Here is a 16,943-nt window from a genome sequence, read left to right as displayed (position 1 = left end):
CTTTTCAAATTTGAATTATGGAAATTCAGGAAATAGCCGCCAGTCAGAAAGAGTTTTTCAAAACACAAAAAACTAAAAGTTTAAAATTTAGAAAAATCTATCTAGAGAAGTTAAAGGGTCTTCTTATTCAAAATGAAAACCTTTTATACGAGGCAATTAATAAGGATTTCGGAAAGTCCAGATTTGATACGTTTACAACAGAGCTCTCTTTTGTCTTAAAGGATATTGATTATTATTTAAAAAATATGAAAGCTCTTTCAAAGCCTAAAAGAGTTTCAACCAATCTTGCCAACCAGTTAGGAAAAAGCAGAATCTATCCGGAGCCTTTGGGCTGCGTTCTCGTAATCGGCGCCTGGAATTATCCATATCAACTTTCACTCTCTCCCATGATAGCAGCTTTAGCTGCCGGAAACTGCTGTATTTTAAAACCTAGCGAAATCGCCGCCAATACAATGAAGATCATGGCTGATCTCATTAACAATAATTTCCCTTCTGAGTATGCATACGTCTATGAAGGTGGAATTGATGAAACAACTGAACTTTTAAAATTACAATTCGATAAAATATTTTTTACCGGTAGCACAAAAGTGGGTAAAATCGTTTATAAAGCAGCAGCAGAACACTTAACTCCGGTAACCCTTGAATTGGGTGGAAAATCACCTGTTATTGTAACTAAAGATGCTGATCTAGAAGTAGCTGCCAAAAGAATCGTATGGGGAAAATTCCTGAATGCCGGACAAACATGTGTAGCTCCGGATTATCTGATGGTAGAAGAATCTGTTCAGGAACAATTTCTGGAAATGCTTAGAAAATATATTAAAGAGTTCAGCTATGAACCGGATTCCGAACAGTATACAAGAATTATTAATTTAAAAAATTTTCACCGTCTTATCAAGCTGATTGATCAGGAAAAAGTTTATTTCGGAGGACATTATAATGAAGAGAAACTATTTATTGAACCTACCCTTTTGACTGGTATTGGCTGGCAGGATGATGTGATGCAAGAAGAAATTTTCGGTCCCATTTTACCCGTTCTTTCTTTTACCCATTTTAATCAGGTATTGACAACCATTACCAACTTAGAAAAACCTCTTTCTGCCTATTTATTCAGTAATAATTCTGAAGAAAAACAAATGTTCATCCAGAAGATTTCATTTGGTGGTGGATGTATCAATGATGTTGTCATGCACTTAAGCAACGATCACCTGCCTTTTGGTGGTGTTGGAAACTCGGGTATAGGAAATTACCATGGAGTTTATGGGTTTGAAACCTTTTCACATTCCAAATCCATTCTTGAAAAAATAACCTGGGGTGAACCTAATATTAAATACCCACCTTATTCTGATAAAAAATTAAGCTGGATAAGAAAATTAATGTAAACAATTACAAATCAGATAATTTTAGACAATTTTGTATATATTTATTGGTGAACGTTAAACACCATAATTATGAAAAATTTAAAAAAATTATCCCGAGAAAATTTACGAATAATCATCGGAGGAAAGTCTTGTGCAGCATCATGTTCTGATGGCTCCATAGTTTATGTAAGCTCTTGTACTTCATGTGTCCAATATGAAGGAGGCGCCGCTTGTTATGACGCTAACGGAAGAGGAGGCTCTATGCATGTTTCAACATGCGATTAAAAAATAAAAAAGCTCTTTTTAACTCATTAAAAAGAGCTTTTTTATTTTAAAGAACTTTTCCTTTTTCTAAAAATTCTTTTACTTTTTCTTTACTATACCCTTTCCCATCTTCTAATACTTCACTTTGTTGAATATGGATTTTCTTTCCATTACTATCCAATATTATAAAGAATGGGTAAAACTGTTGCTCCTTTATATTAATATATTTTGCAAAAACTTTATCATTCTTATTATCAGGAGAATAATTAAGATGATAATACAGATAGTTTTTATCAACAATCTGCTTCAGTTCAGGGGTAGTCTGTACAAACTGAATAAACCTAAGACACCAGATACACCAGTTTCCACCAGCCTGAATCATGATATTTTTATTTTCCTTCTTAGCTTGTGCAATCAGTTTCTCGATATCTTTCTGGGCATCAGCTTTAGGATTATAAGGTTTAGGTAATTTGGCTTTTTCTTCAGCGGCTTTCTTCTTAGCCTCCAATTCTGCATGGTCAGCCTTTACCAACAACGCTTTATCTCTTGAATCCTTAACATCAGGAGTTATTTTTGTTTCCTGAGAAAAAATAAGAGTACTTAGCATCAGGAAAGCTGTTATTGACAATTTTTTCATAGCATAAAAGTAAAAAAATAATACTTATTAGCAGCAAAAATAGAACCATATTTTTATTATCACTAAATTTGCCTGTTTTATGAATTTTCTGATAAAAATACTATACCTGATATCTAAGCTCCCGTTAAAAATATTATATATTTTTTCGGATATTATTTTTTTTCTAAACTATAACCTCGTAGGTTATAGAAAAAAAGTAATCACTCAGAATATCAAAAACTCTTTTCCGGATAAATCTGAAGAAGAGATACAAGAAATAAGAAAAAAATTCTACCTGAATTTTTCCGATTATTTAGTGGAAACCGTAAAGTCATTCAGTATTTCTGAAACTGAGGCCAGGGTTCGGATGCAGCATATCAACCAGGAGCTGTTCCATGAAGCAAAGGCTGAAGGGAAGAACATTATCCTACTTGCAGGACATGTATTCAACTGGGAATGGATTAATGCTTTGGCTAGAATTGTCCCTCAAAAGAACTGTCACCCCGTATACAGAAAAGTAAACAGTGATTTTTGGGAAAACCAAATGAAAAAGGTCCGTAATAAATTCGGAAACCAGGCTCTGGAAGCCAATGAGGTTATTCTTAATATTTTCAGGACCAAAAATGACGGTGAGTCAATTTATATGTTTGTCGCAGATCAGAGCCCCCATGTTTCTCATGTCAACTACGGTCTTAATTTTCTTAATCAAAAAACCCCTGTTTTTATTGGATATGATAAATTAGCGACCAGAATGGATCTTGCGTTTATTTATTGTGAAATGAAAAAGGTGAAGCGTGGTTTTTATCAGGTCAATTATCACAGAATCTATCCTGATGGAGAAAAATTTGTTGAGCATGAGGTAGTAAAGAAATTTCATAAATTATTAGAAAACACATTGCATAAACGTCCTGATAATTATCTGTGGTCACACAGAAGATGGAAATATCAGGATTCAATCAAAACTTTTGATTCAGAAAAAATATAGATCAGATGTCAAAAAAATTAGCAGTTGTTATTTTAAACTGGAACGGTAAAAACTGGCTTGAAAAATTCCTCCCGAGTGTCATTCATTTTTCTCAAGATGCAGATGTTTACGTGATCGACAATCTTTCTACTGATGATTCTTTAGAATACCTTAATACCAACTTTCCCACAGTAAAAATTATTAAAAATGATAAAAATTATGGCTTCGCAGGAGGTTATAATGTAGGTTTAAAACAAATAAAGACTGAGTACTTCTGCCTTCTCAACTCAGATGTTGAAGTTACTGAAAACTGGATTAATCCTGTTATTGAGCTATTTGAAAAGAAACCTGAGGTATCGGCTATCCAACCTAAGGTTTTATCTTATAACAATAAGAACCATTTTGAATTTGCCGGCGCCGGCGGCGGATTAATAGACAATCTAGGATACCCTTATTGCAGAGGAAGGGTCTTTGATGATGTGGAAGAAGATCATGGTCAATACAATGATGAGACAGAAATTTTCTGGGCTTCCGGATGCTGTTTTTTTATTCGATCTAAAGATTTTTGGGAACAGAATGGGTTTGACGAAAGGTTCTTTGCCCACCAGGAAGAAATAGATCTATGCTGGAGACTTATTAATACCGGAAAGAAAATTTATTATACAGGAAAATCTACTGTTTATCATGTTGGCGGAGGCACTTTAAATAAACAGAGTGCTCAGAAAACCTATTTAAACATACGGAATAACCTGTCTATGATGCTTAAAAATCTTCCTTTTCCAAAGCTTATAGAACTTATCTTCTTCAGATTGTGTTTAGATGGAGTTGCCGGAATTTATTTTGGCTTTAAATATGGGTTTCCACATTTATGGGCAGTGGTTAGAGCTCATTTCGGATTTTACGCTCAACTTCCCGGAACCTGGAAGCTTCGCCAAAAGAAACAAATAGATCACTTTTACCAAAGTAAATGGCTTATTTTTAAACATTTTCTTTAATAGAATACCCTTAGTAATATAGCCTCATCCCTACGCTATTATTAAAATAATTCATAACTTATACCTTCTTAATTCTTAAGTATCTTTTAAATGGATTTTTGTGCAATAGATTTCGAAACAGCAACCAATGACAGAAGTTCAGCTTGTGAGCTGGGGGTCTGTATTGTTCAGGATTCTAAAATTGTTGAAACAAAAACATGGCTGATAAAGCCTCCTAGTTTTCCCTATTTCAGTAGGTTTAATGTAGCAGTACATGGAATTGTACCCGAAGATGTAAAAGATGCCCCTACTTTCGATGAAATCTGGTATGAGGTGGAAGAGATGATGTATGGAACGTTAATGATCGCTCATAATGCAAGTTTTGATGCCGGTGTTTTACGAGGCTGCCTTAATCATTATGGAATGTTTACGCCAAAACTGAATTACCTTTGCAGTATACAGCTGGCTAAGAAATCATGGAATTATCTTCCTAAATATGGTTTAAAGCATTTGGCAGAATATCATCAGATCAGTCTTAACCATCACAGGGCTGGAGACGATGCTGAAGCCTGTGCAAAAATTTCTTTATTAGCCTTTGAAAAGTTATTCCTCAGCAGCAATGAAGAAATTCATGAATATATGCAACCGAAAATCAAACTGCTCTAATTAATTGCTTAAAACTTCTGAAAGCAGGTTGAACTTCGGAATGTCTATCTCAAAACTTTCCTGGGTATCCATATTTTTCACCAGATACTTGCCACTCATATTTCCTACTCCTGAACGTAACATTACGTTAGAAAAGTAACCGAAATTCTCTCCTGTAGAGATTTCTGGTGTCAATCCTATTACGCCGTCACCTATAATTTCCGTATAACCGAATCCTACATCGAAGATCAGCCATTTTCTTTTCAGGATTTTTATAGGAAAACCACCGTCATTTTCTATGGTAATATTATACTTAAAAACATAACGGTTTTCAGAAGGGTAACTATTTTTACTATCATATTCAGGAACTACTGAAACTTTGATATTAGAAGTTATTTTTGAGAACATCGCTTATTATTTGTTTAAATAAATACAAAAATCTCGCCTTTTTTAAGACGAGATTGTAAGTTATATTATAATTTTATTAAAATTTATAATCCTAAGGCTTTTCTTTCGTCACCTCCCATTAAAATTTCAACAGGATTGTCGATACCTTCTTTTACTGCTACAAGGAATCCTACAGATTCTTTTCCATCAATAATTCTGTGGTCGTAAGACAATGCAACATACATCATCGGTCTGATTACTACTTGTCCGTCAACAGCAACAGGTCTCTGAATGATGTTATGCATTCCTAAGATTGCAGACTGAGGAGGATTGATAATAGGAGTAGACATCATAGATCCGAAAGTACCACCGTTTGTAATTGTGAAAGTACCTCCAGTCATTTCGTCAACAGTGATTTTACCATCTCTTACTTTAGTCGCTAAGTCTTTAATATTAGCTTCAATGCTTCTGAAAGTCATATCTTCTGCATTTCTCAATACCGGAACCATCAATCCTTTTGGACCTGAAACCGCTATCGAAATATCGCAGAAATCATAGTTTATTTTGAAATCTCCATCGATTGATGCATTCACATCAGGATACATTTGTAAAGCTCTTGTTACCGCTTTAGTAAAGAAAGACATGAAACCAAGTCCAACTCCATACTTTTGAGCAAATTCGTCTTTGTATTGTTTTCTGATTCTGAAGATTTCAGACATGTCAACTTCGTTGAAAGTCGTTAACATTGCTGTTTCATTCTTTACAGAAACTAATCTTGAAGCAATTTTTCTTCTTAAAACTGAAAGTTTAGTAGTCGTTGTAGATCTTGATCCTGTTGTAGAAGATATACTTCCCATAGAAGGAACAGCAGCTAATTCTGCATCAGTTTTAGTGATTCTTCCGTCTCTTCCAGATCCTGAAACTTGTCCGGCATCAACACCTTTCTCATCAAGAATCTTTTTAGCCGCAGGAGATGGTGCTCCTGTTGCATATGTTTGAGTAGCCGCTGCTGCTACAGGTTGTGCAGCTGGTTTTGGAGCTTCTTGCTGAGCTGGAGCAGCTTTAGGAGCCTCTTCTTGTTTAGGAGCTTCTGCAGCTGGTGCAGGAGCCGCCGCAGAACCTTCCGGTCTTGGAGCATCTACATCAATTAAACAAACTACCTGACCTACTTGTACAACATCTCCTTCTTCTGCTTTTAGAGTAATAATACCACTTTGTTCAGCAGGAAGTTCAAGAGTTGCTTTATCTGAGTCTACCTCAGCGATTGGTTGATCTTTTTCTACATAATCCCCATCTTTTACAAGCCAAGTCGCGATTTCAACTTCTGTTATTGATTCGCCCGGTGAAGGAACTTTCATTTCTAAAACTGACATATCGTATTTTTTATTTTTTAAATTGATTATTATTTATTATTAAGCTGTTACAGGTCTTTTTGCCGGTGCATCATTGGTATTGAACACTCTGTTGATTACTGCATTTTGGTTCTTTTCAAACATCTTGTGACTTCCCGGAGCCGGAGCACCACTAGGTACAGGAGCAATTACCTGAATTCCTGTATCTCTGAAGTTTCTTAAGATGTAAGACCATGCCCCCATATTTTCAGGTTCTTCCTGAGCCCAGATTACCTCTTTTTTGTTCTCGTATTTACTGAAGATCGCTTCAACAGCATCAGCTTGTAGAGGATATAATTGTTCGAATCTTACTAAAGCAATATTATCAGCATTAAGCTCTTCTTTTTTAGCTAATAACTCGAAATACAATTTACCTGAACAAAGAACTAATTTTTCAACTTTTTTAGCATCAGCAGTAGGATCATCCAAAATAGGCTGGAAAGTACCATTAGCAAAATCCTCCAATGGAGAAACTACTTTAGGGTGTCTTAATAATGATTTTGGACTCATTACGATTAGCGGCTTTCTATAAGGCCATTTCAGCTGTCTTCTCAATAAATGGAAATAGTTGGCAGGAGAAGTAATATTCGCTACTACCATGTTTTCATTTGCACAAAGTGTTAAGAACCTCTCTAACCTCGCTGAAGAGTGTTCTGCTCCTTGTCCTTCTGAACCGTGAGGCAATAACATCACCAAACCATTCTGAACTTTCCATTTTTCTTCAGCAGCAGCCAGATATTGGTCAACGATAATCTGAGCACCGTTAACAAAGTCTCCAAACTGTGCTTCCCAAACTGTTAATGTATTAGGAGAAACCATAGCGTAACCATAATCAAATCCTAAAACACCATATTCCGAAAGGTGAGAATTATAAATATCAAATCTGCTTTCTGAAATATGTCTTAACGGAATATATTCTTCTTCTGTATCTTCAGTTTTGACAACAGCATGTCTGTGAGAGAACGTTCCTCTTTCTACATCTTCTCCAGAAATTCTTATATTATGTCCTTCAGTAAGCAATGTAGCATAAGCTAACCATTCTCCTAATGCCCAATCTAAAGAATTACCTTCAATTGCTTTGATACGGTTTTCAAAAAGTCTTGTAATCTTATTAATAAACTTTTTATCAGACGGAAGTGTAGACATTTTAAGCGCCAGTTCCTTCAGTTTAGCCAAGTCATACTTGGTATCAACCGATGACTGCATAGCACCTCTTTTCGCAATAGGATAATCGGTCCAGTCATCAGACATAAACACATCCATTGCATTCTTTTCTATTTCCTTGGAAGCATCAAAGTCTTTATCCAGAAGCGCTTTGAAATCAGTCTCCATCTTCTTAAGAACTTCATTGGAAACAATGCTATCCTGAATTAATTTTTCTTTATAGATTTCTCTTGGGTTAGGATGCTTAGAAATTAATTTATACAAATTAGGTTGTGTGAATCTAGGCTCATCACCTTCGTTATGACCATATTTTCTATACCCTAATAAATCAATGTAAACATCTTTTCCAAATTTAGCTCTGAAATCAGCTGCAAAGTGAATTGCGTGTACTACTGCTTCTGCATCATCTGCATTAACATGCATTACCGGAGATTCAGTAACTTTTGCAATATCTGTACAGTATGTTGAAGATCTCGCATCAGCATAATTGGTTGTAAATGAAACCTGGTTATTCACAACGATATGTACCGTACCTCCTGTTTTGTATCCTTCAAGAGTCATCATCTGTGCTACCTCATATACAATTCCCTGTCCGGCAATTGCGCCGTCTCCATGAATAACAATTGGTAAAACTTTTGAGTAATCTCCTTTATATCTGTCATCAACTTTAGCACGGCAAATACCTTCTACTAAAGCAGCTACTGTTTCCAGATGTGATGGGTTCGGAGTCAGGTTAATGGCAACTTCTTCTCCAGAAGCTGTCTTTATTTTTTTAGAAGATCCAAGGTGATATTTAACGTCACCTGAGAATACATCTTCTTCAAATTCTTTTCCTTCAAATTCTGAGAAAATCTGCTTGTAAGACTTTCCAAAAATATTAGACAACACGTTCAATCTTCCTCTGTGAGCCATTCCTAAAACCACCTCATCTACTCCGAGCTGAGAAGATCTTGAAATCAACTGATCCAATGCAGGAATCAAAGTTTCCCCTCCTTCCAGAGAGAATCTTTTTTGACCAACAAATTTTGTATGAAGGTAGTTTTCAAAAGCTACAGCCTGATTCAACTTCAATAAAATTTCAGTTTTCTCATTAGCTGAAAGACTTGGATGGTTTTCGTTAACCTGTAACCATTTTTTAATAAAATCTTTCTCTTCAACGTTGTTGATATACGTGTATTCCACACCGATAGAATCGCAATAGATGCTTTCCAGGTGCTTGATAATATCCTGTAGTGTTGCAGGTTCTTTCATCCCTGTTTCTACAGCACAGTTGAATTTCGTATTCAAATCCTCCTTACTAAGACCGAAATTTTCAATGTCTAAAGTTGGAGTGTAGTGTCTTCTTTCTCTTACAGGATTAGTCTTTGTAAACAAATGACCTCTTGTTCTGTAAGCTTCGATAAGGTTTACCACCTTAAATTCTTTCTTGATGTGCTCAGGTACTTCTCCGTTTGATACCGCCTGAGATATTTGCTGTACTGCCGGGGCAGTGTTAGCTGGAGCTTGGATATATTGAATATTATCTTCATCACCGTAGTTCTCCAAGGCAAAATCGAAGCCTTGAAAGAAGGCTTTCCATGATGGCTCTAAAGAATCCGGGAATTTTAAGTACTGTTGGTATAAATCCTCAATTAACTGAGAATGAGCTGCGTTTAGGAATGAAAATCTGTCCATTATTACAGTTTATCTATTATTAAAATTTATTTGTCGAATTAATCCTCAAATTTAATAAAAAAAACCGAGTTAAGACCGCCTCAAAATATTAAAAAAACCATAAAAAAAATAATTTCCAAGAATTTACTTGTAGACTGATAATGAAAGCTTCATGTTCACGTCCTGATCCTCCATCGGGCGTTCAATGAAAACCTGACGAATATCACCAAAACGCATTTGATCTTTCTTCGCTTTTTGGATGAGTTGCTGTATCGCTCTCACTCTTCCGGCATAAGACCCTTTGTAATACATCACATAGTTTTGAGTAGGGCTTACCGATCTGAAGCTAAAGTTATTATCTGTAATTCCTATTTTTTTCGATAAAGGAATTCCCATAAAGTAAGACACCTCTTTATCTTTGTAATTATCAGCATCCGTAATCAGAACAGGAAAACCAAATTCATCATCCCTTTTGCCTAAATCCATACTTACATAGTTATAAACCTTATTGTAATTCATAACAATATTTTTATACAAAGCATCTTTTTTATTGGAAGCACTGACATTAATACCCAACAATACTATTTCTTCGTCTTTTTCAACCATCAAACTATCATATTTGATAGCTGCCAGCTGATTATCTTTTTCTACTTTATTTCCCAGAACATTTTTCAGATTGACCATGCTTTTATCGATATTATCAGCAAAACGATCTTCGGTCCAGAAGTTTTCAACCCTCCTTAGAACAGGCAATTTAGGGGTATGAACATACCAGGTAATTTTTGTTTTTTCAGGAGATATCGCCTTGAATTTAACATCTACAAGAGTGGGGTTCTCATTTTTGTCTTCAAAAAGCTGATATCGTAGCGTTTGGTTATTATTCTCGTATCGGATAAACATCTCTCCATCTGTATCGTTTTTAGGATCGATATAGCTTATTGCACTTCCATTTCCTTCGTACGGCGTATAGTAGTCAATGTCAATAGACGGGGAACTTGTAAAGAAATTATTCCAGCGGGTAAAATTCTGTAAATTGTTGAATTGATGGAAGACTTTATCCACCGGATAATCAATCTCTTTTTCAATCTGAAAGTTTTTATTTTCTTCCACAAAGTAGTACATGGAAAGCGCATATGCACCTACCAGCAATACAACAATTACACTAAATATTTTAAACAAACGCATCGCACAAAAGTAATACAAATAAAAAAAGTGACCAATATCTTGATCACTCTGGTTTTATTATTTTGAGTTGAGTTGTAAAATCGCAAAATCGTGAAATGGTGAAATCGTAAATTGGTGGATTTAAATAGTGTTTGCCACTCGACAATAAGAGAAGTTTCTTAATAATCTTAATGGTTTATTTCTACCTAACTATGAAAATGTTTTTTTAATCGAAACTGAAACAGATTCTTCTTAATGTAACCTTTAAAACATTTAATATTCAAAATGAACTTCCAGTCTTTCTGATTTCAACAACCTCCCTCTTCTAGCTTCCAACTTCCATTCTCTTATCCTATATGAGTTCCAGGAGGCAGAACAGCTCCTTTTTTAACCACTACGATTCCGTCCTGTACAGAATGGGTTTCAAAATCACCGTCCTTTAAATGACTACCTCCGATAATCCTCACATTATCTCCTATATAGCAATTTTTATCTAAAATTGTTTTTTCAATATAGCAATACTTCCCTATCCCCATATTCGGACGTCCCTGCTGATCATTCAGCACAATTTCTGCCGTATTTTGATAGAAATCTGATCCCATCACATAAGAGTTTACAATCGTACTTCCTTTATCGATACGTGTTCTGTTTCCAATAACTGAATTTTCAATTTTATCAGCCATAATGATACACCCATCACCAAAAACAGCTTTGCTTACATAAGAGCCATTAATTTTAGATGGCGGAAGCATTCTCGCCCTAGTATAGATCGGTGACGAAGAAAATAGATTAAACTGTGGAAAATCCTGACACAAATCCAGATTGGCCTCATAAAAAGACTGAATCGTTCCGATATCTGTCCAATAACCCTCATACTGATAGCTCAGTGTTGTATACTTCCCTATCGAATTGGGAATGATATCTTTTCCAAAATCATCACCGGCATCATCATCAAACATTTTTTTGAGGATACTTTTGGTGAATATGTAAATTCCCATTGACGCAAGGAATTCTTTTCCTTCATGTTTATTCTTTTCTGAAACTTCAGATGTCCAATCTCCCAAAACATCAAAACCGGGCTTTTCAATAAAAGACGTAATATTCCCCTCATCATCTGATTTTAAAATCCCAAAGCCTGTTGCATCTTTCGCATTCACTGGGATTGTAGCAATGGTAACATCACCTCCTTTTTCAATATGATAATCCAGCATTTCTCTAAAATCCATCTGGTAAAGCTGATCTCCGGAAAGGATTAAAATATAATCATAATCATATTTCTCCAGATGCTTCATCGACTGACGGACAGCATCTGCTGTTCCCTGGTACCAGCTTTCATTTTCAACATTTTGTTCAGCAGCCAGGATATCAACAAAGCCTTTGCTGAAAATATCAAAATGATATGAGTTTTTAATATGAGAATTTAAAGACGCAGAATTAAACTGAGTTAAAACTAAAATCTTATTCAATCCGGAATTTAAACAATTTGAAATAGGAATATCTACCAGTCTGTATTTTCCGGCAATTGGAACGGCGGGTTTTGACCTAGAATAGGTTAACGGAAAAAGCCTCGTCCCTCTACCTCCTCCCAAAACAATGGATATAACATTTCGTTTCATAAGTATCTTGCGTGTTATTTAATTAGATTTATGTTCTATTCTTTCTTAATATCAGTCCGCCCCCTGAACTTTAATATATTTTTTATTTATTATATAATGCTATATATTTTTCTGCTGATTTCTCCCATGCAAAATCGAACCTCATATTCGCATCAATAAGATCTCCCATGAGCTTTTTCTGATTATAAATACTCACCCCTCGATTCATGGCATGAATCACATCATCTACACCGGCATATGTAAAATTCAGTCCAGCTCCTCCAGTGGAAATATCTTCCACAGTATCTCTCAAACCTCCCGTATATCTCACAATAGGAATAGTCCCGTATCTCATGGAATACATTTGGTTAAGTCCGCAAGGTTCAACCCTTGAAGGCATCAGTAAAAAGTCTGCCGAAGCATATATTTTATGAGAAAGATATTCTTTGTATCCCACATCCAAAGCAAAATTACTGTACGTGTGCTCATACTCTTTTAATATATTCTCGATATAGGTGTTTCCGGAGCCGAGAATCATAATATTTAAAGCTCCATAGCTCTGCTTGATACTCCTCCATACAACATCTGGTAACAAGTCTGCCCCTTTTTCAGTTGCAAATCTGCCGATAAAAGCAAATAATGGAAGCTCTGGCTTTAAGCCATATTCTTTACAAAGCTTCTCTTTGTTCTTTTTCTTTTGTTCAATTGCATTCTCAATACCAAAATTAAAATCCAGCATTGGGTCTGTTTCAGGATTCCACACCTCTGTATCAATCCCGTTGATAATTCCGTAGGCTTTTCCAAACTCTTCACGAACCAGGCTTTCCAGCCCTCTGAAGCTGATATACAGCTCTTCGAGGTATCCTTCCGAAACGGTAGTAAATGCATGAGAACATTTAATCATAGAAGCCAGAGGATTAATAAGCTTATTCCAGTCTAGAAGCCCCCATTTATAACGATCAAAAGCAGGCATATAATTCGCCATACTCCAATCCATCACTCCCTGGTACTCCCCGTTATGAATAGTCCCAATGGTTTTTACTCCTTTTAAAAACTCAAATTCAGGACAGTGTTCAACCATAAAAGGAACTAATCCTGTATGATAATCATGGCAATGTAAAACATCAGGCCTGATTTTCATAGCACTCAGCCAATGTAAAATACCATGCTGGAAAGCTAAAAACTGAAAACTTTCATCCTGATAGCCATAAGGATTGTCTCTATCTAAAAGTCCCGGAATCTTCACCATATACAATTCAAATCCCAAAGTATCTGTTTTCTCCTTCATTACCTGTACCTGAAGCATATGAGATCCCTGATGAATAAAACCATCAAAAACTACCTCAAACTCATGATCATAAACAAAAGGTTTATTATACCAAGGCATTACAACTTTAGCATCTACTCCTTTTATTTTATTCTGATATTTAGGTAATGCTCCGACAACATCGGCCAAGCCTCCTACTTTTGCTACGGGATAACATTCCGTACTCAAGTGATAAACAACCATTTTTATCTTTTATATGATTTAATTCTTTGTAATTTATATCTTTTATCCTTCTTCTGCTTTAAAATCAGTCCCGCAAGCGGAGGTAATGTTAACGTCATTGATTTGGGATGATTCATCCATTCTTCATATTCTTCTTTAAGAATTTTGGGATCTACCCCGCTTCCGTTATATCGTTCATCATCAGAGTTAAAAATAACTTCCCAATGTGCCCCTGAAGCTATTCCGATTTTATAGTCCAAAACCCGTGGAGTGAGGTTCAGTATTACCATAAAAATATCATCCTTTCTTTTCCCTTTTCTTAAATAGATATATACAGAATTAGCCTGATCATCAGCTTCCACCCATTCAAATCCATTCGGATGAAATTGATTTTCATAAAAAGCAGATTCATATCTGTATACATGATTCAAATCTTTAACAAGAGTCTGTAAACCTTTATGCACAGGGTATTGCAACAGATGCCAATCCAGGCTTTGCCTGAAATTCCATTCTTTGGTTTGCCCAAACTCATCCCCCATAAAAAGCAATTTTGCTCCGGGATGAGTATACATATATACATACAATGTACGAAGATTTGCGAACTTTTGCCACTCATCACCCGGCATTTTATAAATCAGACTTGCTTTCCCGTGTACTACCTCATCATGTGATAAAGGCATCATATAATTTTCGTTATACATGTACATCGAAGCAAAAGTCAGCTTATGATGATTATTTTTTCTATGAATAGGATCCAATTTAAAATAATCCAGAGTATCATGCATCCAGCCCATCATCCATTTCATTCCGAAACCGACTCCTCCATCATGTACAGGCTTTGTCAACATAGGAAAATCTGAACTTTCCTCTGCAATGGTTATAATATGATCTCCAAACTCTTTATAAACAGCCGTGTTAAACTCCTGTAAAAAAGCTTTTGCTTCAAGGTTTACATTCCCGCCGTATATATTCGGTTCCCATTCTCCCTCATTTCGTGAATAATCCAGATGGAGCATAGATGTTACGGCATCCACCCTTAATCCGTCTACATGATATCTTTCCAACCAGAACATGGCATTTGAAATTAAAAATGATTTCACCTCATTTCTTCCGTAATTGAAAATATATGATTTCCAGTCAGGGTGAAAGCCCTTTCTAGGATCTTCATGTTCGTATAAAAAAGAACCATCAAACTTGTGCAAACCATTGGCATCTCCCGGAAAGTGTGAAGGAACCCAATCTAAAATAACACCAATCTCATTTTTATGAAGCTCGTTGATTAAATACATCAGATCCTGAGGAGAACCGAAACGCGATGTTGCAGCATAAAAACCTGTAATCTGATATCCCCAGCTTGGGTCATAAGGGTACTCCATTACCGGCATAAACTCTACATGGGTAAATCCCATTTCTTTTAAATAAGGCACAAGCTTCCTAGCTATGTCTCTATAGTTTAAAAACTCGTCCGGTCGCTCTGTATCCCTTATCCAAGATCCTAAATGAATTTCATATACTGAAATCGGAGCTTTCAAACTATTATTTTTCCATCGGGTCTTTATCCAGCTCTGATCACTCCATTCATACCATGTGGTAGATACCAGTGATGCAGCCTGTAAGTTCTGTTCCCAGCTTAGTGCATAAGGATCGCTTTTCTCTAAAATATCTCCATGAACCGTTTCAACAGCATACTTGTAGAGGGTTCCCCATGTCAATCCGGAAATAAATCCTTCCCAGATTCCCGAACCATCCCAGCGCGGATACAGAATATGGTCTTTGTGATTCCAGCTGTTAAAATTTCCGATCACCGAAACCTTTTTAGCATTGGGAGCCCAGACAGAGAAATAAACGCCCTGAATTCCATCTTTAATCACGGAATGTGCTCCGAACTTATCGTAGAGCTTATAATGCCTACCCTCTTTAAAAAGATAAACATCATGATCCGTAAAAAGCGTGTATGTTTTAACCGAATTCATCAGGCACATTTAATTTTTATATTCCTTGAAACTACGAAAAATACTGTTAGAAACAATGAATTAAAATTCAAATAATTGTTATATATGTTCTTTCATCCACCTTCCTATCAAATATATAAAATTTGGGATGAACCATATCTAAAGTTTTTTTATAAATTTATCAGAATTTAAAAACACATAATGAAGTTTAAGCTTTACACTGCAATTAGTGACGATAGAACTGTATACATAACAGGAAATTTTAATAACTGGAATCCCAAAGACGGCAACTATCAGCTTAAACAAACAGATCCAGGCAATTATTTTATCGAAATTAGTGACGATGTACTCCCTGAAGATATCGAATATAAGTTTACAAAAGGAGGTTGGGAAAATGTTGAACTTGATCCATACGGCAGTATAACCCCAAACCGGAAAGTAAAAAAATCATTAGGTTCAACGGATAATGTTGTAGAACAATGGAGATTGAACTGGGGGCCCTTTAAAGACGAATTCTTTCCCATTGTCGAAATGATCTCTGAAGAATTTTACATTCCACAATTGGACAGATACCGTAAGGTATGGGCGCTACTTCCCTATGATTATTACATTTCCAATAAAAGTTATCCTGTATTGTATCTTCAGGATGCTCAAAACTTATTCAATGAAGGAAGCCAATACGGAAACTGGGAGATTGACAAAAAGCTTTCCATCCTTGCAGAATATGGTCGTGGCGATATTATCATCATTGCTATAGAACATGGAAGTGCTGAAAGAATCAAAGAATACATATTCGATAATGATAATATTGCCAATGGTTCTGAAGGCAAAAAGTATATCCGTTTCATTGCAGATACCTTAAAACCCTTTGTCGATGAAAATTACAGGACTAAAAAAGACAGGGACAACACTGGAATCGGAGGTAGCTCTCTGGGTGCTTTAATAAGTATTTACAGTGGCTTTCTTTACCCTGAAGTATATTCTAAACTTCTGATATTCTCTCCTTCTCTCTGGGTAGAGCCAAACAATAATTTTCCAATGATGAACTTTAGGGTTCCTTTCAAAACAAAAATATATTTGTATGGCGGAGGTCAGGAAGGTTCTAAAATGGTCAAAAGAATTCGTGTCTTTGAAGAATATTTAAAAAAATGGGAGAAAAAAAATCTATTTGATTTCGAATTTAAAACCAATATCAATCCTGAAGGTACCCACAGTGAATTTTATTGGTCTCAGGAATTTCCAAGAGCTATTGAATGGCTCTTCTATGACAATACAGAAAATCCGGTAGAAGTTACTCCACAACAAAAAAGCATTAAACAATAAAAAT

At 35.7% G+C, this 16,943-nt stretch carries 14 protein-coding genes; 6 read left to right on the top strand and 8 right to left on the bottom strand.

The genetic code is table 11. The features are described 5' to 3' along the window. The first annotated feature begins 17 nt into the window (after window positions 1–17). Window positions 18–1,379, top strand: coding sequence for an aldehyde dehydrogenase (locus CJF12_RS02960; protein ID WP_034681764.1), 1,362 nt, complete (start codon window positions 18–20; stop codon window positions 1,377–1,379). Between the two features lie 69 nt (window positions 1,380–1,448). Beyond that, complete coding sequence (locus CJF12_RS02955) at window positions 1,449–1,643, top strand: bacteriocin-like protein (RefSeq protein WP_034681767.1); 195 nt, start codon at window positions 1,449–1,451, stop codon at window positions 1,641–1,643. A 46-nt stretch (window positions 1,644–1,689) separates the two neighbouring features. On the opposite strand, the gene CJF12_RS02950 is transcribed toward CJF12_RS02955, so the two are convergent. Next, window positions 1,690–2,259, bottom strand: a complete 570-nt coding sequence (locus CJF12_RS02950; protein ID WP_034681769.1) for a thioredoxin family protein — start codon at window positions 2,257–2,259, stop codon at window positions 1,690–1,692. 79 nt (window positions 2,260–2,338) lie between these two features. Between CJF12_RS02950 and CJF12_RS02945 the strand changes: the two genes are divergently transcribed. From CJF12_RS02945 to CJF12_RS02935, 3 genes are all read left to right on the top strand, one after another. Next, the gene (locus CJF12_RS02945) at window positions 2,339–3,223 is read left to right on the top strand and encodes a lysophospholipid acyltransferase family protein (RefSeq protein ID WP_034681770.1); all 885 of its coding nucleotides are present in this window, start codon (window positions 2,339–2,341) and stop codon (window positions 3,221–3,223) included. Between the two features lie 5 nt (window positions 3,224–3,228). After that, entirely contained in the window at window positions 3,229–4,197 is a 969-nt protein-coding gene (locus tag CJF12_RS02940) for a glycosyltransferase family 2 protein (RefSeq protein ID WP_034681774.1), read from the top strand. 90 nt (window positions 4,198–4,287) lie between these two features. Then, complete coding sequence (locus CJF12_RS02935; RefSeq protein ID WP_034681776.1) at window positions 4,288–4,842, top strand: 3'-5' exonuclease; 555 nt, start codon at window positions 4,288–4,290, stop codon at window positions 4,840–4,842. Here the strand turns inward: CJF12_RS02935 and apaG are convergent, their stop codons facing one another. The 7 genes from apaG to glgB all read right to left on the bottom strand — a co-directional run bounded on the left by apaG (window position 4,843) and on the right by glgB (window position 15,637). After that, the gene (gene apaG, locus CJF12_RS02930) at window positions 4,843–5,229 is read right to left on the bottom strand and encodes a Co2+/Mg2+ efflux protein ApaG (protein ID WP_034681781.1); all 387 of its coding nucleotides are present in this window, start codon (window positions 5,227–5,229) and stop codon (window positions 4,843–4,845) included. 83 nt (window positions 5,230–5,312) lie between these two features. Then, on the bottom strand, window positions 5,313–6,581 hold the full coding sequence (gene odhB, locus CJF12_RS02925) for a 2-oxoglutarate dehydrogenase complex dihydrolipoyllysine-residue succinyltransferase (protein WP_034681784.1): 1,269 nt from the start codon (window positions 6,579–6,581) through the stop codon (window positions 5,313–5,315). A gap of 39 nt (window positions 6,582–6,620) precedes the next feature. Then, the gene (locus CJF12_RS02920; protein WP_034681787.1) at window positions 6,621–9,437 is read right to left on the bottom strand and encodes a 2-oxoglutarate dehydrogenase E1 component; all 2,817 of its coding nucleotides are present in this window, start codon (window positions 9,435–9,437) and stop codon (window positions 6,621–6,623) included. Window positions 9,438–9,560: 123 nt separating this feature from the next. Next, on the bottom strand, window positions 9,561–10,601 hold the full coding sequence (locus tag CJF12_RS02915) for an SRPBCC family protein (protein ID WP_034681790.1): 1,041 nt from the start codon (window positions 10,599–10,601) through the stop codon (window positions 9,561–9,563). A gap of 326 nt (window positions 10,602–10,927) precedes the next feature. Then, entirely contained in the window at window positions 10,928–12,196 is a 1,269-nt protein-coding gene (locus CJF12_RS02910) for a glucose-1-phosphate adenylyltransferase (protein ID WP_034681791.1), read from the bottom strand. 82 nt (window positions 12,197–12,278) lie between these two features. After that, window positions 12,279–13,685: a glycogen synthase gene (locus CJF12_RS02905; protein WP_034681793.1), complete on the bottom strand. Its 1,407-nt coding sequence runs from the start codon at window positions 13,683–13,685 to the stop codon at window positions 12,279–12,281. A 2-nt stretch (window positions 13,686–13,687) separates the two neighbouring features. Next, the gene (gene glgB, locus CJF12_RS02900) at window positions 13,688–15,637 is read right to left on the bottom strand and encodes a 1,4-alpha-glucan branching protein GlgB (RefSeq protein ID WP_034681795.1); all 1,950 of its coding nucleotides are present in this window, start codon (window positions 15,635–15,637) and stop codon (window positions 13,688–13,690) included. A 180-nt stretch (window positions 15,638–15,817) separates the two neighbouring features. Here glgB and CJF12_RS02895 point away from each other — a divergent pair, with 180 nt between their 5' ends. Continuing rightward, window positions 15,818–16,939: an alpha/beta hydrolase-fold protein gene (locus tag CJF12_RS02895; RefSeq protein ID WP_034681797.1), complete on the top strand. Its 1,122-nt coding sequence runs from the start codon at window positions 15,818–15,820 to the stop codon at window positions 16,937–16,939. Window positions 16,940–16,943: the final 4 nt, after the last annotated feature.

The sequence above is a fragment of the Chryseobacterium piperi genome (genome assembly GCF_002285635.2).
Taxonomy (GTDB): domain Bacteria; phylum Bacteroidota; class Bacteroidia; order Flavobacteriales; family Weeksellaceae; genus Chryseobacterium; species Chryseobacterium piperi.
The sequence above is the reverse complement of the archived record's forward strand: the minus strand, read 5'-3'. Positions and strand labels throughout refer to the sequence as shown.